General features: G+C 59.5%; 18 protein-coding genes and 1 pseudogene. 11 read left to right on the forward strand and 8 right to left on the reverse strand.

Annotated elements, in window-relative coordinates:
- Positions 1 to 260 precede the first annotated feature (260 nt).
- From nudF to FO014_RS12935, 6 genes are all read left to right on the forward strand, one after another.
- Complete coding sequence (gene nudF, locus FO014_RS12910) at positions 261 to 896, forward strand: ADP-ribose diphosphatase (protein WP_160029805.1); 636 nt, start codon at positions 261 to 263, stop codon at positions 894 to 896.
- Positions 893 to 1318: a DUF1249 family protein gene (locus FO014_RS12915; protein ID WP_160029806.1), complete on the forward strand. Its 426-nt coding sequence runs from the start codon at positions 893 to 895 to the stop codon at positions 1316 to 1318. Before nudF ends, FO014_RS12915 begins: the two co-directional genes overlap by 4 nt.
- A 70-nt stretch (positions 1319 to 1388) precedes the next feature.
- Positions 1389 to 2216, forward strand: coding sequence for a 3',5'-cyclic-AMP phosphodiesterase (gene cpdA, locus FO014_RS12920; protein ID WP_160029807.1), 828 nt, complete (start codon positions 1389 to 1391; stop codon positions 2214 to 2216).
- Positions 2216 to 2797: an esterase YqiA gene (gene yqiA, locus FO014_RS12925; protein WP_160029808.1), complete on the forward strand. Its 582-nt coding sequence runs from the start codon at positions 2216 to 2218 to the stop codon at positions 2795 to 2797. The genes cpdA and yqiA overlap by 1 nt, the downstream gene beginning before the upstream one ends.
- 109 nt (positions 2798 to 2906) lie before the next feature.
- Positions 2907 to 4802 carry a DNA topoisomerase IV subunit B gene (parE, locus tag FO014_RS12930; protein ID WP_160029809.1) on the forward strand — a complete coding sequence of 632 codons (1896 nt, stop codon included), beginning with the start codon at positions 2907 to 2909 and terminating at the stop codon, positions 4800 to 4802.
- Positions 4803 to 5156: 354 nt separating this feature from the next.
- A complete protein-coding gene (locus tag FO014_RS12935; protein WP_105232661.1) occupies positions 5157 to 5450 on the forward strand; it encodes a contact-dependent growth inhibition system immunity protein in 294 nt (97 codons plus the stop codon).
- Between the two features lie 59 nt (positions 5451 to 5509).
- On the opposite strand, the gene FO014_RS12940 is transcribed toward FO014_RS12935, so the two are convergent.
- Together FO014_RS12940 and FO014_RS12945 are read right to left on the reverse strand one after the other, a co-directional pair.
- Positions 5510 to 5818 carry a putative quinol monooxygenase gene (locus FO014_RS12940; RefSeq protein WP_105232660.1) on the reverse strand — a complete coding sequence of 103 codons (309 nt, stop codon included), beginning with the start codon at positions 5816 to 5818 and terminating at the stop codon, positions 5510 to 5512.
- A gap of 33 nt (positions 5819 to 5851) precedes the next feature.
- The gene (locus FO014_RS12945; protein WP_105232659.1) at positions 5852 to 6433 is read right to left on the reverse strand and encodes an NAD(P)H-dependent oxidoreductase; all 582 of its coding nucleotides are present in this window, start codon (positions 6431 to 6433) and stop codon (positions 5852 to 5854) included.
- A 348-nt stretch (positions 6434 to 6781) separates the two neighbouring features.
- Here FO014_RS12945 and parC point away from each other — a divergent pair, with 348 nt between their 5' ends.
- The 3 genes and pseudogenes from parC (at position 6782) to ftsP (ending at position 11574) form a co-directional block, all read left to right on the forward strand.
- A complete protein-coding gene (gene parC, locus FO014_RS12950; RefSeq protein ID WP_160029810.1) occupies positions 6782 to 9055 on the forward strand; it encodes a DNA topoisomerase IV subunit A in 2274 nt (757 codons plus the stop codon).
- A gap of 238 nt (positions 9056 to 9293) precedes the next feature.
- Positions 9294 to 10028: a 1-acylglycerol-3-phosphate O-acyltransferase gene (locus FO014_RS12955; protein WP_160029811.1), complete on the forward strand. Its 735-nt coding sequence runs from the start codon at positions 9294 to 9296 to the stop codon at positions 10026 to 10028.
- Between the two features lie 131 nt (positions 10029 to 10159).
- Positions 10160 to 11574, forward strand: a pseudogene (gene ftsP / locus FO014_RS12960) (cell division protein FtsP).
- Between the two features lie 466 nt (positions 11575 to 12040).
- Here the strand turns inward: ftsP and FO014_RS12965 are convergent.
- From FO014_RS12965 to FO014_RS12975, 3 genes are read right to left on the reverse strand one after another with little or no spacing between them, the layout of a single operon-like run.
- Positions 12041 to 12973: a PfkB family carbohydrate kinase gene (locus FO014_RS12965; protein ID WP_160029812.1), complete on the reverse strand. Its 933-nt coding sequence runs from the start codon at positions 12971 to 12973 to the stop codon at positions 12041 to 12043.
- On the reverse strand, positions 12974 to 14371 hold the full coding sequence (locus tag FO014_RS12970) for a purine-cytosine permease family protein (protein ID WP_105232654.1): 1398 nt from the start codon (positions 14369 to 14371) through the stop codon (positions 12974 to 12976).
- 9 nt (positions 14372 to 14380) lie between these two features.
- On the reverse strand, positions 14381 to 15397 hold the full coding sequence (locus FO014_RS12975) for an ADP-ribosylglycohydrolase family protein (protein ID WP_160029813.1): 1017 nt from the start codon (positions 15395 to 15397) through the stop codon (positions 14381 to 14383).
- 210 nt (positions 15398 to 15607) lie between these two features.
- Here FO014_RS12975 and FO014_RS12980 point away from each other — a divergent pair, with 210 nt between their 5' ends.
- Entirely contained in the window at positions 15608 to 16345 is a 738-nt protein-coding gene (locus tag FO014_RS12980) for a GntR family transcriptional regulator (protein WP_160029814.1), read from the forward strand.
- A 92-nt stretch (positions 16346 to 16437) separates the two neighbouring features.
- Positions 16438 to 18615, forward strand: a complete 2178-nt coding sequence (locus FO014_RS12985; protein WP_160029815.1) for a YgiQ family radical SAM protein — start codon at positions 16438 to 16440, stop codon at positions 18613 to 18615.
- 63 nt (positions 18616 to 18678) lie between these two features.
- Here FO014_RS12985 and FO014_RS12990 read toward each other — a convergent pair whose 3' ends face one another.
- The 3 genes from FO014_RS12990 to yqhD form a co-directional block, all read right to left on the reverse strand.
- Positions 18679 to 19281 (reverse strand): transglycosylase SLT domain-containing protein, encoded by a 603-nt coding sequence (locus FO014_RS12990; RefSeq protein ID WP_105232650.1) that lies wholly within the window; start codon positions 19279 to 19281, stop codon positions 18679 to 18681.
- A gap of 143 nt (positions 19282 to 19424) precedes the next feature.
- Positions 19425 to 20246 (reverse strand): 2,5-didehydrogluconate reductase DkgA, encoded by an 822-nt coding sequence (dkgA, locus tag FO014_RS12995; RefSeq protein WP_105232649.1) that lies wholly within the window; start codon positions 20244 to 20246, stop codon positions 19425 to 19427.
- A 397-nt stretch (positions 20247 to 20643) separates the two neighbouring features.
- Positions 20644 to 21807 carry an alcohol dehydrogenase gene (gene yqhD / locus FO014_RS13000; protein WP_105232648.1) on the reverse strand — a complete coding sequence of 388 codons (1164 nt, stop codon included), beginning with the start codon at positions 21805 to 21807 and terminating at the stop codon, positions 20644 to 20646.
- Between the last annotated feature and the right edge of the window lie 2 nt (positions 21808 to 21809).

Here is a 21809-nt window from a genome sequence, read left to right on the forward strand (position 1 = left end):
GTATGTTAGCGCTGACGATAGTCTAAATAGTTGTCAATTCTAGCAGAGTCCGCGCTTGGCATAAGGTGGCTGAACGTGCCATCCGGCGGATCTTTTCGCATCCGGCTTGTCCTGTGAGGCGCTGGCCGTCATGTTCACGTCAGTGACTCCTGTTATCATGGTCAATAATCTACCACAACGCGCGGCGGGAGAAAGTCTCGCCGGTTCTGTCATCAAAACTGTTTATTTCACCGGCATACTCACGCAGGAGAACCGTGTTTATGAGCAACTTACGGCCTACGCCCGTTACTTTCGACAAAAATGATGTAGAAATTATTGCACGGGACACGCTGTACCGTGGTTTTTTTTCACTCAATTTATACCGTTTTCGTCATAAATTGTTCAACGGCGGCGTGAGCGAAGAGATCACGCGCGAGATTTTCGAGCGTGGTCATGCGGCGGTGCTGCTGCCTTACGATCCGCTGCGCGACGAAGTGGTGCTGATTGAACAACTGCGTATCGCCGCGGTCGATACCTCAGACTCGCCCTGGTTACTGGAAATGGTGGCGGGTATGATCGAGAACGGCGAAAGCGTGGAAGACGTGTGCCGCCGTGAGGCCGAAGAAGAGGCCGGCGTGGCGGTCGGGCGCTGCAAACCGGTGCTGAGCTATCTGGCCAGCCCGGGCGGCACCAGCGAACGGCTGTCGATTATGGTCGGCGAAGTGGACGCCGCGACCGCCGAAGGCATTCATGGATTGAGTGAAGAAAATGAAGATATTCGAGTCCATGTGGTGAGCCGCGAACAGGCTTACCGCTGGGTGGAAGACGGTACGATTGATAATGCGGCGTCGGTGATTGCCCTGCAGTGGCTGGCGTTGCACCATGAATCGCTCAGAAAAGAGTGGGTCAACCCATGACAAAGCGCTATACCCCTGATTTCCCTGAAATGATGAGAGTGTGTGAAACCAATTTCGCGCAACTGCGGCGTTTGCTGCCGCGCGACGACGAAACGGGGGAAACGGTGACTTATCAGGTAAACGACGCCCGCTATCGGCTGACGATTGCGGAATCTACGCGTTACACGACGCTGGTGACGATTGAGCAGACCTTCCCGGCGGTCAGCTACTGGAGCCTGCCGGCGATGACGGTGCGGCTCTATCATGACGCGATGGTTGCGGAAGTGTGTGCCAGCCAGCAGATCTCTCGCTTTAAAGCGCGTTATGATTACCCGAATAAAAAGTTGCATCAACGCGACGAAAAGCATCAAATTAACCAGTTTCTTGCTGATTGGCTGCGCTACTGTTTGGCGCATGGCGCGATGGCGGTTCCTGTTGTGTGATACCCGAGCGACGGTAAGCGCGCTTGAAGTATGACGGGTAGAGACAGACTGAGATAACAAAGGACACCATTTGGAAAGCCTGTTTAAACTGCCCGTGGCGAGTGGGGCCAAGGTCAGGATTTTACAAATAACCGATACCCACCTGTTTGCCGGCGAGCACGAGACCTTGCTGGGCATTAACACCTACCGCAGCTACCATGCGGTGCTGGACGCAGTACGCGCCCAGCAGCGGGAGTTTGACCTGGTTGTCGCTACCGGTGACCTGGCGCAGGATCATACCCCTGAGGCATATCGGCACTTTGCGGACGGTATTTCACAGCTGCCCGCCCCCTGCGTGTGGCTGCCGGGCAACCATGATTTTCAGCCGGCGATGGTCGACGCGCTGGCCGCCGCGGGCATTACCCCTTCCAAGCACGTGCTGCTGGGCGAGCACTGGCAGGTGATCCTGCTGGACAGCCAGGTGTTCGGCGTACCGCACGGCGAACTGAGCGAGTATCAGCTGGAGTGGATGGAGCGCTGTCTGCAGGCTCATCCGGATCGCTACACTCTGCTGCTTTTGCACCATCACCCGCTGCCTTCCGGCTGTACCTGGCTCGACCAGCACAGCCTGCGCAACCCGCATATGCTGGGCGCGATCCTGCTGCGCTATCCGAAGGTGAACACGCTGCTGTGCGGGCATATTCACCAGGAGCTGGATCTGGCCTGGCAGGGGCGGCGTCTGCTGGCTTCGCCGTCCACCTGCGTGCAATTCAAGCCGCACTGTACTAATTTTACCATCGACGATGTTTCTCCGGGCTGGCGCTATCTCGACCTGCTGCCTGACGGACGGGTGGAAACCCAGGTGTGCCGTCTGGACAACGATGATTTCCGCCCCGATATGGATTCGGATGGCTACTGATGTCAACGCTGCTTTATCTGCACGGTTTTAACAGCTCGCCGCAGTCGGCCAAAGCGTCGTCCTTCAAGGCGTGGCTGGCCGAACATCACCCGCAGATCGAGATGCTGGTGCCGCAGCTGCCGCCCTATCCGGCGGAGGCGGCCGAGCTGCTGGAGAATCTGGTGATGGAGCGTGCCGGCAGCACGCTGGGCGTGGTTGGCTCCTCGCTGGGCGGTTATTACGCCACCTGGCTGTCGCAGTGTTTTGCGCTGCCGACGGTGGTGGTCAACCCGGCGGTGAAACCGTTTGAACTGCTGATTGATTATCTCGGGCAAAACGAGAACCCCTACACCGGTCAGCAATATGTGTTAGAGTCTCGTCACGTTTACGATCTGAAAGTCATGCAGATCGATCCTCTGGAGTCGCCGGATTTAATCTGGCTGCTGCAGCAAACGGGCGATGAAATTCTCGATTACGGGCAGGCTGTTGCCTATTACACTGCCTGCCGGCAGACGGTGGAGTCGGGAGGAAACCACGCCTTCGTCGGTTTCGACCACTACTTCCCCCAGATTGTGGATTTTTTAGGACTCGCCCCAAAATGACAGACGTTGTGGCCAGACGACAAACGTGATGGCTCCAGGCGCGAAGGGAAACATGCGGTCTGAGCAGGCCGTTCGGCGCCTTCCTTTAACCACGAAAACATAATCAACGATGACTCAATCCAGCTATAACGCTGATGCCATTGAAGTACTCAGCGGCCTAGAACCAGTGCGCCGTCGTCCCGGTATGTATACCGACACGCAGCGCCCGAACCACCTCGGCCAGGAGGTGATTGACAACAGCGTCGATGAAGCGTTGGCTGGCCATGCAAAACGTATTGACGTGATCCTGCACGCCGATCAATCGCTGGAGGTGATTGACGACGGCCGCGGCATGCCGGTGGATATCCACCCGGAAGAGGGCGTACCGGCGGTAGAGCTGATTCTGTGCCGGCTGCACGCCGGCGGAAAATTCTCCAGTAAAAACTACCAGTTCTCCGGCGGCCTGCACGGCGTGGGCATCTCGGTGGTCAACGCCCTGTCAAAACGGGTGGAAGTGACCGTCAAACGCGGCGGCAACGTGTACGACATGGCGTTTGAAAACGGCGACAAGGTGCAGGACCTGACGGTCAGCGGCACCTGCGGCAAACGCAATACCGGCACCCGCGTCCACTTCTGGCCGGACGAACAGTTTTTCGACAGCCCGCGTTTTTCCGTCTCGCGCCTCAGCCATTTGCTGAAGGCCAAAGCGGTGCTGTGCCCGGGCGTGGAAATCTACTTTACCGACAAGGTTAACAATACCGAACAGCGCTGGTGCTACCAGGACGGCCTGACCGACTACCTGATGGAAGCGATCAACGGGCTGATTACCCTGCCGGAAGCGCCGTTTGTCGGCACCTTCTCCGGCGACAGCGAAGCGGTGGACTGGGCGCTGCTGTGGCTGCCGGAAGGCGGCGAACTGCTGACCGAAAGCTACGTCAACCTGATCCCGACCATGCAGGGCGGCACCCACGTCAACGGGCTGCGTCAGGGGCTGCTGGACGCGATGCGCGAGTTTTGCGAGTTCCGCAATATTCTGCCGCGCGGCGTCAAACTGTCGGCGGAAGATATCTGGGATCGCTGCGCCTACGTGCTGTCGGTGAAAATGCAGGATCCGCAGTTCGCCGGTCAGACCAAAGAGCGCCTGTCATCGCGCCAGTGCGCGGCGTTTGTGTCCGGCGTGGTGAAAGACGCCTTCAGCCTGTGGCTGAACCAGAACGTTCAGGCGGCGGAACAGCTGGCTGAAATGGCGATTTCCAGCGCCCAGCGCCGCCTGCGCGCGGCGAAGAAAGTAGTGCGCAAGAAGTTGACCAGCGGCCCTGCGCTACCGGGCAAACTGGCGGACTGCACCTCGCAGGACCTGAGCATGACCGAACTGTTCCTGGTGGAAGGGGACTCGGCGGGCGGCTCGGCCAAGCAGGCGCGCGCCCGCGAGTATCAGGCGATCATGCCGCTGAAGGGGAAAATCCTCAACACCTGGGAAGTGTCGTCGGACGAAGTGCTGGCGTCGCAGGAGGTGCATGATATTTCAGTGGCGATCGGCATCGATCCCGACAGCGAAGACCTCGGCCAGCTGCGCTATGGTAAAATCTGTATTCTGGCGGATGCGGACTCGGACGGCCTGCACATCGCCACGCTGCTGTGCGCGCTGTTCGTGCGCCATTTCCGCTCGCTGGTGCAGGGCGGCCACGTGTATGTGGCCATGCCGCCGCTGTACCGTATCGACCTCGGCAAGGAAGTGTATTACGCGCTGGACGAGGAAGAGAAAGCCGGCGTGCTGGAACAGCTGAAGCGTAAAAAGGGCAAGCCGAACGTCCAGCGCTTTAAAGGTCTGGGTGAGATGAACCCGCTGCAGCTGCGCGAAACCACGCTCGATCCGAATACCCGCCGGCTGGTACAGCTGACGGTCGACGATAACGACGTGCAGCAGACGCTGGCGGTGATGGATATGCTGCTGGCCAAGAAGCGTTCGGAAGATCGCCGCAACTGGCTGCAGGATAAGGGCGATACCGCCGAACTGTCGGTGTAACAAATGTTCCCAACAGTATGGATGAACTGCTGACACGTTGAGCAAGGACGCTCATGTCATGTTGGCTCTGGAAAGCTGGCATATCGCTTGTTCTTCTCATCACCGCATTCGCTTTTTCGCCATTAAGATCTGATGGCGGAAAGCTTCCTCTTCTCAATCTATCTTCAAAGAGTTTAAGTATCGTACGAAAACTACGCTATAAGAGGTGGGCTTTGTATTCGCTAAAACACTAACCGACCACCTAACCGAAGTTTGTTAAGTCAGAACCGAGAATTTTCCGGGATTATGCATGGCTCTTTTAACGGAAAGCCTTACTACATACTTACCGCATATCCAATCCCCTAGGAGAGCACAATGAAAGATTACCCATTGCTAGACAACCTTATGGGGGGATACTTTAATCAAGATGCCGATCTGATTACGGGTTCAACAGAACTAGAGGGAATGATTGATTATTACTTACAAGGGGCATCTGCGAATCTGTTGCGAAATTTAATCAATGAAATGGATGATTTTCAAACGGCGCATCCAGACGATCTGGACAAAGCGTTTTGCGAGCGATACCCCGGAGATCTGGACATGTCACCCGTAGGTGAATTTTTTGATATTTTCCGGAAGCGAATCCAAGAAGCGTTAGGGCAACATTAAGGTTCATTGAGTTTATGCGTGAACCATAAAAAGCCCGGCGCAATGGCCGGGCTTGGTGATTACAGCGCTTCTTCCAGCACCTGGATATTCACATCCAGCACGCTGTCCTTGATGGTGGCGCGATGCTGATGCATATGCTCCATCTCAAGGTGTTTTTCCAGATGCGCCACGCTTTCCCATTTTTCCAGCATGAACACCGAATCCGGCAGCGACTGTTTCCATGGCACCTGAGCCTTGATATCGACCAGCGGCTGGTAGGCGCCGCAGCCGTCCTCCGCCAGCACTGACGGGATCAGTTTCTCAATGGCTTTCAGTACCGTCTCACGGTGGCCCGGTTTAACTTTGATTTCTGCGATTACGGTGATCATGACAACCTCATTAACAAACGTGCGAAAGATAAGTTAAGCAAAAGTTTTTGCCAGATGCTCGCGATATCGTGCGATATCATTTTGAATATCCGGCTGTTTAATCACGTCGTTGCAGATAAAGGTCGGCAGCGCTTCCATTCCCAGGAATTCGTTGGCCTTATGGAAATGCAGATAAACGCCGTCCACGCCGATGCCGTGGAAGAACTGATCGGGATCGGTAAAGGCTTCCAGCGGCGCGTTCCAGGTCAGGCTCAGCATATGTTTTTTGCCCTGCAGCAGGCCGCCGGAGCCGTATTTCTTGCTGGCGTCTGAGCGGGTGCGGCCGTCGCTGGCGTACAGCGAGCCGTGGCCGACGGTAAATACTTCGTCGATGTATTTTTTCAGGATCCAGGGCTCACCCATCCACCAGCCGGGCATCTGATAGATCACCGCGTCGGCCCACAGATATTTTTGCACTTCGGCGTCGATATCGTAACCTTGATCGACCACGGTCAGCTGGACTTCATGGCCGGCGTCGCGCAGAAAAGAAGCGGCGACATCGGTCAGGGTGTCGTTCAGCTCACCGTTGGAGTGACCAAATTTTTTACCGGCGTTGATTAGAAGGATATTACTCATCGGGTTTCCTCTTGCGAATAGGCCCTGCATCTTGTTCAAGCGGCGTCAGCGTGCGGCATGAAACCGGCCAGGGGTGATAACATGATGGCGAAGAGTTTACCTGCGCGTGCAGGGGAGAAAAATGCGCGCTGAGTCACATGACTTTTGCTGTTTTAGCAACAATCCGCCGGCTAGCGGCGGTCAACATCGCCCGCAATACCGACAATGCTGTGACAGCATACGGCCAGATAAGGTACTATCGCGGGCAACAAACGACGAGCAATCACGGGCACTGCTTTTTTTGTGAACGACAGTCCTTTGCCCCAATGTCTAGGGATTGCCATGCCACGGTCTGAGGATAAATGAGTAATGAGTGATCTGACTCATGACGGTGTAGAGCGTTTACCGCTGCACACATTCACTGAAAACGCCTATCTGAACTACTCCATGTACGTCATCATGGATCGGGCGCTACCGTATATTGGCGACGGCCTGAAGCCGGTTCAGCGCCGCATCATCTACGCGATGTCTGAACTGGGCCTGAACAACAGCGCCAAATTCAAGAAATCCGCGCGTACCGTCGGCGATGTGCTGGGTAAATACCACCCGCACGGCGACAGCGCCTGCTATGAGGCGATGGTGCTGATGGCGCAGCCGTTCTCCTACCGTTATCCGCTGGTGGACGGCCAGGGGAACTGGGGCGCGCCGGACGATCCGAAATCCTTTGCGGCGATGCGTTATACCGAATCCCGCCTGTCGAAGTACGCCGAAGTGCTGCTGTCCGAACTGGGACAGGGGACGGTGGACTGGATCCCTAACTTTGACGGTACGCTGCAGGAGCCGAAGATGCTGCCTGCGCGTCTGCCGAACATCCTGCTGAACGGCACCACCGGCATCGCGGTCGGCATGGCGACCGATATCCCGCCGCACAACGTGCGCGAAGTGGCCGCCGCCGCCGTGGCGCTGCTGGAAAAACCGGGCGCCTCGCTGGATGACCTGCTGGAGTTTGTGCAGGGGCCGGACTTCCCGACCGAAGCGGAAATCATCACCCCGCGCGACGAAATTCGCAAAATCTACCAGAACGGCCGCGGTTCGGTGCGGATGCGTGCGGTGTGGAAAAAAGAAGACGGCAGCGCGGTGATCACTGCGCTGCCGCATCAGGTCTCCGGCGCCAAGGTGCTGGAGCAGATCGCCAGCCAGATGCGCGCCAAAAAGCTGCCGATGGTGGAAGACCTGCGCGATGAGTCGGACCATGAGAACCCGACGCGTCTGGTGGTTGTGCCGCGCTCTAATCGGGTGGATCTGGAGCAGGTGATGAATCACCTGTTTGCCACCACCGACCTGGAACGCAGCTACCGCGTCAATATGAATATGATTGGCCTGGATAACCGCCCGGCGGTGAAAGGGCTGGTGGAAATCGTCACGGAATGGCTGGCCTACCGCCGTGATACGGTGCGCCGCCGTCTGAATCACCGTCTGGAAAAAGTGCTCAAGCGTCTGCACATTCTGGAAGGTTTACTGGTCGCGTTCCTCAACATCGATGAAGTGATCCACATTATCCGCAGCGAAGATGAGCCGAAGCCGGTGCTGATGCAGCGTTTCGGCATCAGCGAGACGCAGGCGGAAGCTATCCTGGAACTGAAGCTGCGCCATTTGGCGAAGCTGGAAGAGATGAAGATCCGCGGCGAGCAGGACGATCTGGCGAACGAGCGCGATCGGCTGCAGGCGCTGCTGGCGTCAGAGCGCAAGCTGAATACGCTGATCAAAAAAGAGATTCAGGCGGATGCGCAGACTTACGGCGACGATCGTCGTTCGCCGCTGGCCGAGCGCGGCGAAGCCAAGGCGATGAGCGAGCACGATTTTGTGCCGTCCGAGCCGGTGACCATCGTGCTGTCGGAGATGGGCTGGGTGCGCAGCGCCAAGGGCCATGACATCGACCCCGCCGGCATGAACTATAAGGCCGGCGACAGCTTCCGCGCCGCCGCCCGCGGCAAAACCAACCAGCCGGTGGTGTTTATCGACTCCACCGGGCGCAGCTATGCGGTTGACCCGCTGACGCTGCCGTCGGCGCGCGGGCAGGGCGAGCCGCTGACCGGTAAACTGACGCCGCCGCCGGGCGCAACCATCGAACAGGTGCTGATGGCCGCCGACGACCAGAAATTGCTGATGGCCTCCGATGCCGGTTACGGCTTCGTGTGCACCTTCAACGATCTGGTGGCGCGCAACCGCGCCGGCAAGGCGATGATTACCTTGCCGGAGAACGCCAAGGCGTTACCGCCGCTGGAAATTCACGGCGACGACGATATGCTGCTGTCGATTACCCAGGCGGGCCGCATGTTGATGTTCCCGGTGGCCGATCTGCCGCAGCTGTCGAAAGGCAAGGGCAACAAGATCGTCTCTATTCCGGCGGCGCAGGCGGCCGCAGGGGATGACAAGCTGACCTGGCTGTTTGTGCTGCCGCCGCAAACGTCGCTGACGTTGTACGTCGGCAAGCGCAAGCTGACGCTGCGCCCGGAAGATTTGCAGAAATTCCGGGCCGAACGCGGCCGGAAAGGCACGCTGCTGCCGCGTGGCCTGCAGCGTATCGATCGCGTCGAGGTGGATATGCCGCCGCGCGCGTCGGTCGGGGATAGCGAAGAATAAGTTCGGCGGGCGCCGTTTCCCAGGCGACGCCCGCGCAATTCACCGCTTTCCGTATTTATTTTCAAATAATTAACATTTCTGCGTATAAATTTATTGTGCGGATGCCCGGCTGGCAGGAAAATAGCGACAAGGCCGGGTATCATCGCCAGCGGGCGTGATGCCCTGCGCGCAAATAAAATGATGGAAAGTATCTGCGCAGCGAATCATGCTGCGTCGGCAGTGTGCTAATGAGGTTGTTATGTTATTAATTTTGCGTGCCGTTTTCGTCACTCTGTTCTGTATTCTGGTGTGCATTTTCGGTTCCATCTACTGTTTATTCAGCCCGCGCAATCCCCGCCACGTGGCGACGTTTGGCCACCTGTTCGGCCGACTGTCGACGGTATTCGGTTTAAAGGTTGAGATCCGTAAGCCGGCCGACGCGGCGCAGTATGGCAAGTGCATCTATATCGCCAACCACCAGAACAACTACGATATGGTGACGGCGTCCAATATTGTGCAGCCGCGCACCGTGACGGTGGGGAAAAAAAGTCTGGTGTGGATCCCGTTTTTCGGCCAGCTGTATTGGCTGACCGGCAATCTGCTGATAGATCGGGACAACCGGGCCAAAGCGCACGGCACCATCGCTCAGGTGGTGGAGCAGATTAAGAAAAAAGATATTTCCATCTGGATGTTCCCGGAAGGAACCCGCAGCCGCGGCCGCGGCCTGATGCCGTTCAAGACCGGTGCGTTTCATGCGGCGATCGCCGCCGGCGTGCCGGTCGTGCCGATCTGCGTGTCGAACACCAGCAATAAAATCAACCTGAACCGCCTGAATAACGGTGAGGTGATTGTAGAGATGCTGGAGCCGATCGACACCACCAAATACGGCAAGGATCAGGTGCGTGAGCTGGCGACCCATTGCCGCGAGCTGATGGCGGAAAAAATCGCCCGGCTGGATGAAGAAGTGGCACAGCGCGAAGCCGCCGGAAAATAATACTCTTTCACTGGCGGTGGTAATTTTTAACGGCTTCTGGTCGTTAATGCCCGGCTTCCTGCTACGCTTAGTGGCATTATTGGCTGCCGGGTTTTTGCATACGGTTTAGCATTTGTTTTCATGGAGAAAATATGTCACTCAGTCGACGTCAGTTCATTCAGGCATCGGGTCTGGCGCTGTGCGCGGGAGCCGTGCCGCTGAGGGCTGAAGCGAGCGGAGCGCAAATCCCGTTACCGGTTCCCCCGCTGTTGGAGTCTCGTCGCGGCCAGCCGCTGTTTTTAACCCTGCAGCGTACGCACTGGCCGTTTATTGCCAACCGTAAGGCTTCCGCCTGGGGCATCAACGGCATGTACCTTGGGCCGACGGTGCGGGTATACAACGGCGATGACGTCAAATTGATTTACAGCAACCGTCTGGCGGAACCGGTATCAATGACCGTCAGCGGCCTGCAGGTGCCGGGCACCCTGACGGGCGGCGCGGCACGCCTGATGTCGCCGGGCGTGGACTGGTCGCCGGTGCTGCCGATTCGTCAGGCCGCGGCCACCTGCTGGTATCATGCCAACACGCCGGAGCGCATGGCGCCGCAGATTTACAACGGGCTGGCCGGCATGTGGCTGGTGGAAGATGACATCAGCAAATCGCTGCCGCTGCCTAACCACTACGGCGTGGATGATTTCCCGTTGATCGTGCAGGATAAGCGGCTGGATAATTTCGGTGCGCCGGAGTACAGCCCGCCATCCCAGGGGGCTTCGTCGGCGATACGCTGCTGGTGAATGGCGTGCAGAACCCGTACGTTGAGGTTTCTCGCGGCTGGGTGCGGCTGCGTTTGCTGAACGCCTCCAACTCGCGCCGCTATATGCTGCAGCTGAGCGACGGCCGTCCGCTGACGGTGATTGCCAGCGATCAGGGCTTTCTGCCCGCGCCGGTAGCGGTGCAACAGCTTTCTCTGGCGCCTGGCGAACGGCGTGAGGTGCTGATCGATATGTCGAAGGGCGAGGAAGTGACGCTGAACGCCGGGGAAGCTGCGGGCATCATGGATCGCCTGCGCGGGCTGTTTGAGCCTTCCAGCCTGCTGGTGTCCACTCAGGTGCTGACGCTGAAGCCGACCGGCCTGTTGCCGTTGGTGACGGACAACTTGCCGATGCGTCTGCTTTCGGATCAGCTGCTGGATGGCAGCGTCAGCCGTACGCGGGAGTTCCGTCTGGGTGATGACGTGGCAGGTATTAACGGCGCGGTGCGGGATGTGAACCGCATCGATCTGCAGACCATGCAGGACAGCTGGGAGCGTTGGGTGATCCGCGCCGATACGCCGCAGTCCTTCCATATTGAGGGCGTACAGTTTCTGGTGAAGAGCGTGAACGGCGCTCAGCCGATGGCCGAGGATCGCGGCTGGAAGGACACCGTCTGGGTCGACGGCGAAGTGGAGCTGGTGGTGCACTTTACCCAGCCGTCCTACGATCACTTCCCGTTCCTGTATTACAGCCAGACGCTGGAGATGGCCGATCGCGGCAGCGTCGGGCAGTTTGTGGCGCAACCAGCCGGTTGATTAACGTTGTTATTGACGTGGTTTCCTGTAAAGCGCTGTATCACTGGAATTGCCGTAAACGTGCGGTATTTCTCTGTCACTGAGGTGAACGGCAATTGCAGGGGCCGTAGGCGCGGCCCCTGCACCCGCGCCCGCGCTTAGACACGTTCTGCCCGCTGCGCGGGTACCCTCACGGTGTCACCGTCGCCGGGCGGGTCGGCTCTACAGGCATCCCTGCCTGTGCCGCCTCAACCGGACATCCCTGTCCGGTTGCCCCTGGCTCAGGTTCCTTGTTCGGCAGCCCGTGATGCGCGCTAAAGGTCAACACCCGAATCTGTAATTACCGGGCGGGTTGGTTGATGGTTTTGACGGTACTGACCGATATTTTCCGAGGTGGATGCAATATGACTGGGAGCCGAGTTTTCGGCTCCTGATAGGTTGTATTGCTTAAGCGAGGTCTATCTGCGGATTGACCTGACTTGACTGCTTATGCCTCCGGGAAGCGCTGGCGCAGCTGCGCCCAGTCCGGCGCGGCGTCGGCGCCGCGGCTGGCCACCACGCAGGCGGCGACGCGGTTGGCAAGATCGACGGCCTGCGGCAGCGGCCAGCCGGCGGAAAGGGCGGCCAGCAGGCCGGCGCAGTGGGCGTCGCCGGCGCCGATGGTGTCCACCACCTCAACCGGATAGGCGGCGATATGCTGCGGCGGATGTTTGCCGTCGCAGATCCAGGCGCCGTCGCTGTCAAGGCGGCAAATCAGGGTGAAATTGCGGGCGGCGGCGTAGCGCTGCGCCGCGTCGACGGGGTCGCCGTCGCCGCACAGGATCGCCACTTCGTCGCGGTTAAGCGTCAGCAGGGTATGGCTGTCGCTCAGCATGGCGAAAAACTCCTCGCCAAGCAGGCCGACGCGCGGGCCGGGATCGATCAGCCGGTATTGGTCGAACGGCAGACGGGTCAGCCATTCGCGCAGCGCGGCGCCCGGTTCGCCCACCAATTCATAGCCGTTGGCGTAGACCAGCGTCTCCGGCGTCAGCGGCAGGGTTGCCAGCTGCGCTTTGTTCCACTGCGCTTCACAGCCGCTGACGGCGATAAAGGTTCTTTCGCCGTTCGGCTCGGCCAGCGCCAGGCACCAGCCGTTATCCATCTGTCCGTGCCGCAGCAGAACCGGCAGCCCCAGTTCCTGCATCGCCGCTTCCACGGCGACGCCCCACTCGCCGTTGCCGACCGGCATGCCGTTGACCACCGGCACGTCCAGCCGGCACAGCACGCGGGCGACGTTAAAGGCGCAGCCGCCAATCTGCCGCCCCTGCGGCCGGGCTTCAATATCTTCGCCGCTGACGGGCAGGCGCGGCAGCGTCATGACCAGATCGCCGACGGCGCCGCCTAATACTAATACCGGCGTTACTGCAGAAAACTCACTCATTTACTTACGTTCTCCGCCCGCGGCCAAAAACAGGCCGTAGGCGATAAGGCTAACCAGGAAGGAAACAAACAGCCCGAGGCTGGAATCCGCGAACAGGCCTTTGGCCAGCGGCCCGTCGATAAAGCCGCTTTTGGTGACCATCAGCCCGCTGAGGGCGCCGAGGAACCAGCAGCACAGCGGTACCATACGCACGCCGCGATTTTGGCCGTTCAGGCCGTACAGCGCATTGCCGTCGTAACCATGATGACGACGCAGGCGCAGATAGTCGAGGATGAATATCGCTTCCCAGGCGGCAAGGAAGACGCCGCAGAACACCAGGAAGGCGATAAACGGCCCCATAAAATCGCCGGACACGAACAGCACATAGAGGGCGATCGCCAGCACCAGCAGCGCATCGAACGATACCGCTAGCGATTGCTTAACCTTAACGCCGATGGTCAGCAGGTTAAGGCTGGCGGAGTAGAGGCTCAGCACCGCAATGGTGACGATGCCGGCGGTGGCGGTCAGCAGATAAGGGATGGCCATCCAGCTCGGCAGCACCGAGCCAATCAGGGCGATCGGGTTGGCCGCAGAGGCCAGGTCGGGCAACTGCACCGACAGCAGAATACCGGTAAACATCAGCAGCATCAGCGGCAGACAGGCGCCGCCCATCACCGCGGCGAAGATGCTTTTATTGGAACTTTTCGGGCTTTGATAGCGGCTATAGTCCGCGCCGGCAATCGCCCAGCCGATGCCGGTGCCGGCGGCGATAATCGATACCGCCGGCAGGAAGCCGGTCAGCCAGTTGCCGGCGGGCAGCGCCAGCACGCGCTGCCATTCGGTGGTAAAGGCGATATACAGCACCACGACCAGCGTCATGCTGCCGAAGATGCGGCTGAACCAGGTCTGCAGCCAGACTACGGTATTTTGCCCGAGCAGGCTGACGACGATGGTCAGGCCGCCGAACAGCAACAGACTGACGCCGGTCAGCAGCGGACTTTCCGCCAGCCCCATTGCCTGGAACAGCGCCGCCAGCGTCAGCGTGCCGGTGATGACGTTCACCGCCTCCCAGCCCATCAGGTTGATCCAACTGAAGGCGGTGGGGGCGATATTGCCTTTTACACCGAAGATGACCCGCGACAGGGTCAGCGTCGAGGTGCGGCCGCGTTTGCCGGCGAAGCTGGTATAGCCGACCAGCGCAAAGCTGGCGACGCCGACCAGTGCGGCGAGAACAGACTGCAGGAATGACAGGCCGAAGCCGACGATCAGGGCGCCGTAAACCACGCCGAGGATGCCGATATTGGCCGCTGACCATACCCAGAACAGCTCGATGGGTTTACCGGTTTGCTCCGCCTCGGGCACCAGATCGATGCCGGTGCTTTCAACTTTCCATGTTTCACTGCGGTTTATTTCACTCATGCTGCAGATTTACCCTTGGTTGCGCAGCGCCCCCAGAGCCGCTGCATATGGTTGAAAATCAATCTGATTCGCCTGGTTCAGTGTTTCAATCCATTGCGCCGGAAATGCCTCAATGCCGCGCAGCGCGCCGCAAACTGCCGTCGCCATCGCGCCGATGGTGTCGGTGTCGCCGCCAAGGTTGGCGGCCAGCAGCGCACAGCGCGTCGGATCGCCGTCCGCTAATTCGACCAGCGCCAGCGCGGCGGGAATGGACTCAATGGTATCCATGCCGGCGCCGACGGTGTGGTAGATCTCGGCCAGCGCATCGCTGTCCGTCAGCGGCCGTACGCGTTCGGCCACGTCCAGCGCCCACAGAATGCGGCGGCTCAGCGACGGGCTGAAGGTGGTGATCTGCTGTTGCTGCATCTGTTCCACCAATGACGGCAGCGCCTGTTTAATCGCGCTCCAGTCGTCGCCGTCGATCGCACGGCTGACTGACCAGGCAATAGCGAAGGCGCCGGCAACGGCGATATCAGATTTATGCGTCGGGCTACAGGCCAGGCGCACGGCATCCATAAAGTAGCCTAAATCATTGGTAGATAACAGACATCCCAGCGGCGCGACGCGCATGGCGGCACCGTTGGTTACGCCGTTGGCGTTGATTTCCGAGATGGGCTGGCCGGCGCGGATGGCGTTAAGTGCGGCTTTGGAAGTGGGGCCAAGAATGTTTTTATTGAAGGCGTCGACCCGTTCTGCCCACAGCATGATGTGGTGGGCGATGCGTTCGGGTTCGACCTTACCGTGAGCGGCGAGTAGCGCCTCCATCAGCGCTACTGCCTGCTGCGTGTCGTCGGTATATTCGCCGGCGATAAAACCTGTCGCGGCAATATTCTCGTCCGGGCCAGGCAAGAAGCGATCGATCCAACCAAAATAATCGCGTACCTGCCGTAGCGGCCACAGCTCCGACGGCATCCCCATCGCATCGCCAGCGGCTTGACCATACAGTGCGCCAAGGATGGCGAGGTGGGGATTTTTTCTTATTGTCATGGGTGTTCCCTGGTGTTGGTGCATGTTGAATTAAACACGTCAACGTTACCACCATAGTGGCAAAATGGATCCAATAAAAGTCCATTAGGGCAAAAATGTGATGCCAATCTAGATCCATTGCACAATTCTCCGCACAACTTACCCGTACCGGTATAAATATGATAAAAGCTAACGCCAGAGAGGGGCGCCCAAATTAAAGAGAGCAGTCAGATGAATGACTTTAGCGCGTGGCTGCGCCAGCAGTTGGTTCAGGCCGTTGCGGCACCACGTTATATACAGTTGGCTACAGCGCTGGAGGCGGCGATTAAACAGCGCCGGCTGGCCGCCGGTGATTTTCTGCCGCCTGAGCGCGTGCTGGCCGAACGGTTGGCGGTGTCGCGGGTCACCGTCAGTAAGGCCCTGAAGCTGCTGGAAGAGAAGGCGCTGATTTCACGCCAACAGGGCGTGGGCACCCGGGTGGCGGTGTATATGGATTATTCGCTGTCGCAGGAGCAGGGGGGATTTACCGCCCAGATAACGCGCAGCGGCAGCGCCGCCAGTAACCTGTGGCTGCTGCGCACGCGCGTGACGCCGCCGCCGGAGATCGCGCAGGCGTTAAATCTGTCCGAGCATGAGCCGGTGGTGAAGCTGCGCCGCCTGCGCCTGGCGGACGGCAATCCGATTTCGTTGGAAACCACCTATATTCCGCTACGCTTTCTGCCCGATCCCGAGCGGCTGGAGCATTCGCTCTACGCGCTGTGGCAGGAGCGCGGCATCGTGCCGGAGGGCAAGCACTTTCTGTTGAAGGCGATCGCCTGCAGCGATGAAGTTGCCGGCTTGCTGAATGTGTCCTGCGGCGCGCCGCTGTTGCTCGTCACGCAGACCAGCCGCAATGCGCAGGGCGAAGTGCTGGAGATCAGTGAAGTTCAGTGCCGCAGCGACGTGTATGAGTTTGAAGTCAGCAGCTAGCGGAAAGTTCGAATAAATAACCCTGCTCTTTTTGCTGATACTGCGTATAATCGCCGCCCGGCGATTAATTAACCTGCAAAGAGCACTGTTGAATGAGCACCACCAGCCTGATCCAACCGGATCGTGAACTGTTTTCTTATAAGCGTTACTGGGCCGAATGTTACGGCACCGCGCCGTTTTTACCGATGTCGCGTGAAGAGATGGACCAATTGGGCTGGGACAGCTGCGACGTGATTATTATCAGCGGTGATGCTTACGTCGACCACCCCAGCTTCGGCATGGCGATTATCGGCCGTATGCTGGAAGCGCAGGGGTTTCGCGTCGGGATTATCGCCCAGCCGGACTGGAGCAATAAAGAGGACTTTATGCGCCTCGGCAGGCCGAACCTGTTTTTCGGCATCACCGCCGGCAATATGGATTCAATGATCAACCGCTATACCGCCGATCGTAAACTGCGCCACGACGATGCCTACACGCCGGGCAACGTCGGCGGCAAGCGTCCCGACCGCGCCACGCTGGTGTATACCCAGCGCTGTAAAGAGGCTTATAAGGACGTGCCGATCGTACTTGGCGGCATTGAGGCCAGCCTGCGCCGCATCGCCCATTATGATTACTGGTCGGATACCGTACGCCGCTCGGTGCTGGTGGACTCCAAGGCCGATATGCTGATCTACGGCAACGGTGAACGTCCGCTGGTGGAGGTGGCGCACCGCCTGGCCGCCGGCGAGAAGATCGCCGATATTCACGATATTCGCAACACTGCGGTGATGCGCAAGGCGCCGCTGCCGGGCTGGAGCGGGGTGGATTCCACCCGTCTGGATAAGCCGGGGCGCATTGAACCGATTCCCAACCCTTACGGTGAGGATCTGCCCTGTGCCGACGGCGCTCAGCCGGAGCCGGAAGCCAAGCCGGTCACCGTGCGTGCCGCCAAGCCGAAGCCGTGGGAAAAAACCTATGTGCTGCTGCCGTCCTTTGAAAAGGTGAAGGCGGATAAAGTTCTGTACGCCCATGCTTCGCGCATTTTGCACCATGAAACCAACCCGGGCTGCGCCCGCGCTCTGATGCAGAAGCACGGCGACCGCTACGTGTGGATCAACCCGCCGGCGATTCCGCTGAAAACCGACGAGATGGACAGCGTGTTCGCGCTGCCGTACCAGCGGGTGCCGCACCCGTCCTACGGCGAGGCGCGCATCCCGGCGTACGACATGATTCGCTTCTCGGTGAATATCATGCGCGGCTGCTACGGCGGCTGTTCGTTCTGCTCGATCACCGAGCACGAAGGGCGGATTATCCAGAGCCGTTCCGAAGATTCGATCATCCGTGAAATTGAGGAAATCCGTGACAAGGTGCCCGGCTTTACCGGCGTGATTTCCGATCTGGGCGGCCCGACCGCCAATATGTATATGCTGCGCTGCACCAACCCGCGCGCCGAACAGACCTGCCGCCGCGCCTCCTGCGTGTATCCGGAAATCTGCACCTATATGGATACCAACCATGAGCCGACCATCAAGCTGTACCGCCGCGCGCGCGAGCTGGAAGGGGTGAAGAAGATCCTGATCGCCTCCGGGGTGCGTTACGATCTGGCGGTGGAAGACCCGCGCTACATCAAAGAGCTGGCGAGCCATCACGTGGGCGGCTATCTGAAGATTGCGCCGGAACATACCGAAACCGGCCCGCTGTCGAAAATGATGAAGCCGGGCATGGGCAGCTACGACCGCTTCAAGCAGCTGTTCGATCATTACTCCAAGCAGGCCGGCAAAGAGCAGTACCTGATCCCGTATTTTATCTCCTCACATCCGGGCACGCGGGATGAGGACATGGTCAATCTGGCGCTGTGGCTGAAGAAAAACCGTTTCCGTCTCGACCAGGTGCAGAACTTCTATCCGTCGCCGATGGCGAACTCCACCACCATGTATTACAGCGGCAAGAATCCGCTGGGCAAAGTGGGCTATAAATCGGAAGAGGTCTTTATCCCGCGCGGCGATCGTCAGCGCCGTCTGCACAAGGCGCTGCTGCGCTACCACGATCCGGCCAACTGGCCGCTGATCCGCAGCGCGCTGGAAGAGATGGGGCTGAAGCACCTGATCGGCAGCCGCCGCGACTGCCTGGTGCCCGCGCCGAGCATTGACGAACAGCGCGAGGGCAAGCGTCTGCAGCGCCGCGCGCGTCCGGCGCTGACCAGGCACAGCGATATTCAGCGCCAGCGCTCACCGTCCAACAGGCCGCCGCGCAAGGCGATCCGTAACGGCGGCGCCAAAGGCAAGGCGTAACCGCCGTTCGGGACGGGCTAATCATGCCGGTCGGCGCGGGCTGACCGGCATTTTTTCGCCGGATTACAGCCGGGCGTAGGCCGCTTCCACCTTCGCCAGATAGCGCGGCGCCTGCGCCGACGGATGATGCTGGCGCACGTGCCACCAGAACGCCTCGGGAGACAGGCTGTTAATCATGCTGACCGCCTGACGGCGGTTGCTGGAGAAGGTGCGCAGCAGCGCGCCGGCGCCGTTGACGTAGGCCACTTCGGTGGCGTAGCGCAGCGTCACCGGGTTATCAATCCCCCGCAGCTGCCGCTGCAGCGAAGCCAGGTAGGCGGCGCCCAGATCGATATTGGTCTCCGGGTCGAGCAGGTCGTCATCGTCCGGGCAGCCGCTTTTCCCTTTAAACTGGTAGGCGTCGCAGCCGGCGGTGGAGGCTTTCAGCTGCATCAGGCCGACGGCATTGGAGCGGCTGACCGCTTCCGGGTTAAAGCCGGACTCCACCTGGATCATCGCGGCGATCAGTTTGGCGTCGACGTCGTACTCGTCGGCGGCGTCGGCGATGGCGCTATCAAAACTGTGGCGGTCGTAGCTGACGGATTTGTGCTTGCTGGAACAGCCGGCGAGGATCAGTAGCGCCAGCGGGATGGCCAGACGCGTACAGGCGGCGATCGAAAATTTCATAGTGCTCCGTGCGGTGGAAAAGTGTCAGATATTGATAGTGCCATCATCGCCGGCGGGCAGGCAAAGATTTTGACCAAATGCCGCATGACGTGCGCGGGGGCGAAAATAGGCCCGCATACAGCGGGCCGAGGAGGGAGGGCGTCTTACAGAGTGGCGGGATCCGGCCCCAGACGTTTGCTGATATCCAGTTTGGCAATCTGGCCCAGCTCGTCCTTATCCAGCTTAAAGTCGAACACCGCAAAGTTTTCGCGGATGCGCGACGGCGTGACCGATTTCGGAATGACGATCAGACCGTTGTCCAGGTGCCAGCGCACCACGATCTGCGCCGGGGTTTTTTCATACTTCTCCGCCAGATGTTTGATCACCGTCTGATCGAACACGCCTTCGCCGCCTTGCGCCAGCGGGCTCCAGGATTCGGTGGCGATATTATGCATGGCGTTCCAGGCGTGCAGCTGGCGCTGTTGCAGCAGCGGATGCAGTTCGATCTGGTTGATCACCGGCGTGACGCCGGTTTCATCCTGCAGGCGCTGCAGGTGCGGCACATTGAAGTTACAGACGCCGATACTTTTCGTCAGGCCCTGCTCGCGCAGTTTGATGAGGCTGCGCCAGGCGTCGACATACTGATCCTGCGACGGCCGCGGCCAGTGGATCAGGTACAGGTCGACATAGTCCAGCCCCAGCTTCTTCAGGCTGGTTTCCAGCGCGGCCTGCGGATCGCCCTGATCGTCGTTCCACAGTTTGGTGGTGATAAACAGTTCACTGCGCGGCAACGAGGCTGACTGCAGCGCACTGCCGACGCCTTCCTCGTTTTTGTAAATGGCAGCGGTATCAATGGAGCGATAACCAACCTCCAGCGCTTTCGTCACGGCGTTGGCTGTCTCTTCAATGCTCGCCTGCCAAACGCCGAGACCCAACTGCGGCATCAGATTACCATCGTGGAGTTTGATGATGGGTTGCGTTGTCATGCGTATCTCCTTTTGACCTGATTGCCGACGTTCATTACGTCGGAAAGCTTGCTTTAATTTTAGACCCTGCGCAGTTGAAGTTGCAGCGCGTAAACGGCGTGCGGGCCTGGCCGCAACGGCAATACGTCGGGGGTCGTTGGCAATGCTCAGAATGGCCGAGGGTTAGCGGTGCGTCGGCGATCCTGCGGAACCTGTTGTCATACGTCTCCTCCGGTAGATAAGCCAAATGGCGAAAATGGGACTGACGGAGGCGCCGTCGGCGCGGGGAAAAGCGCCCGGGATGTCCGGGCGCAGGCAATACGTTATTGTGAGACCGGGCGGCTAACGGCATACGACAACGGCGCAGCAAATTGCTCGGCCCGGCCTATAAGCCTAGCAGGAAATCGACGGGGTGCGATTAACGCGCCGCCTGATAGATGCGTTCGCTGACGTCAAGCGTGATGTCCTGATGCTCGCCCAGCGCGGTCATGCCGTGTTCGCGCAGCTTTTCCAACAGCGCGGGAATGCTGCTGCCGTCAAGCTGGTAGTCGGCCATGCGGGTCGGCACGCCCATTTTTTCGAAGAACTCGGCGGTGGCGGCAATGGCGGCTTCGATGCGCTGGTCGTCATCGCCGTCGCGCAGACCCCAGACACGCTCGGCGTACTGCAGCAGTTTGTCGCGTTTTTGCGCCTTTTTCTCCCGCAGCAGCGACGGCAGGACGATCGCCAGCGTCTGTGCGTGATCCAGGCCGTGCATCGCCGTCAGCTCGTGGCCGAGCATGTGGGTCGCCCAGTCCTGCGGCACGCCGGCGCCGATCAGACCGTTCAGCGCCATGGTGGCGCTCCACATCACGTTGGCGCGCACCGCATAGTTTTCCGGTTCCGCCAGCGCGCGCGGGCCGTCTTCCAGCAGCGTCAGCAGCAGGCCTTCGGCGAAGCGGTCCTGCACTTTGCCGTCAACCGGGTAGGTCAGATACTGCTCCAGCGTGTGGACAAAGGCGTCAACCACGCCGTTGGCGATCTGCCGCGGCGGCAGCGAGTAGGTGACCTGCGGGTCCAGAACGGCAAACTGCGGCTGTACCAGCGGCGAGAAGAAGTGCTGTTTGTCGCCGCTGCTTTTACGGGTAATCACCGCGCCGCTGTTGGATTCCGAGCCGGTGGCCGGCAGGGTCAGCACGCAGCCCATCGGCACCGCGCGGGTAATTTCGCTGCCGACGGTCTGCATGATGTGCCAGGCGTCAGACGAGGCGCTGTAGTCCGCCGCAGCGGCGATAAATTTGGTGCCGTCCACTACGGAACCGCCGCCGACCGCCAGCAGATAATCAATCTTCTCGGCGCGCACGACCTCGACCGCTTTCATCAGCGTTTCAAAGGTCGGGTTCGGCTCAATACCGCCGAACTCGGTGACGCTGCGCCCCTGCAGCGCGGCGTGCACCTGATCCAGGACGCCGTTTTTCTTCACGCTGCCGCCGCCGTAGGTAATCAGAATACGGGCGTCGGCCGGGATTTGTTGGCCCAGCTCGGCAATTTGATCTTTACCGAACAGAATTTTGGTTGGGGTGTGGAGAATAAAGTTTTGCATGG

Origin of the sequence: Serratia rhizosphaerae, from assembly GCF_009817885.1 — a bacterium.
GTDB lineage: Bacteria > Pseudomonadota > Gammaproteobacteria > Enterobacterales > Enterobacteriaceae > Serratia_B > Serratia_B rhizosphaerae.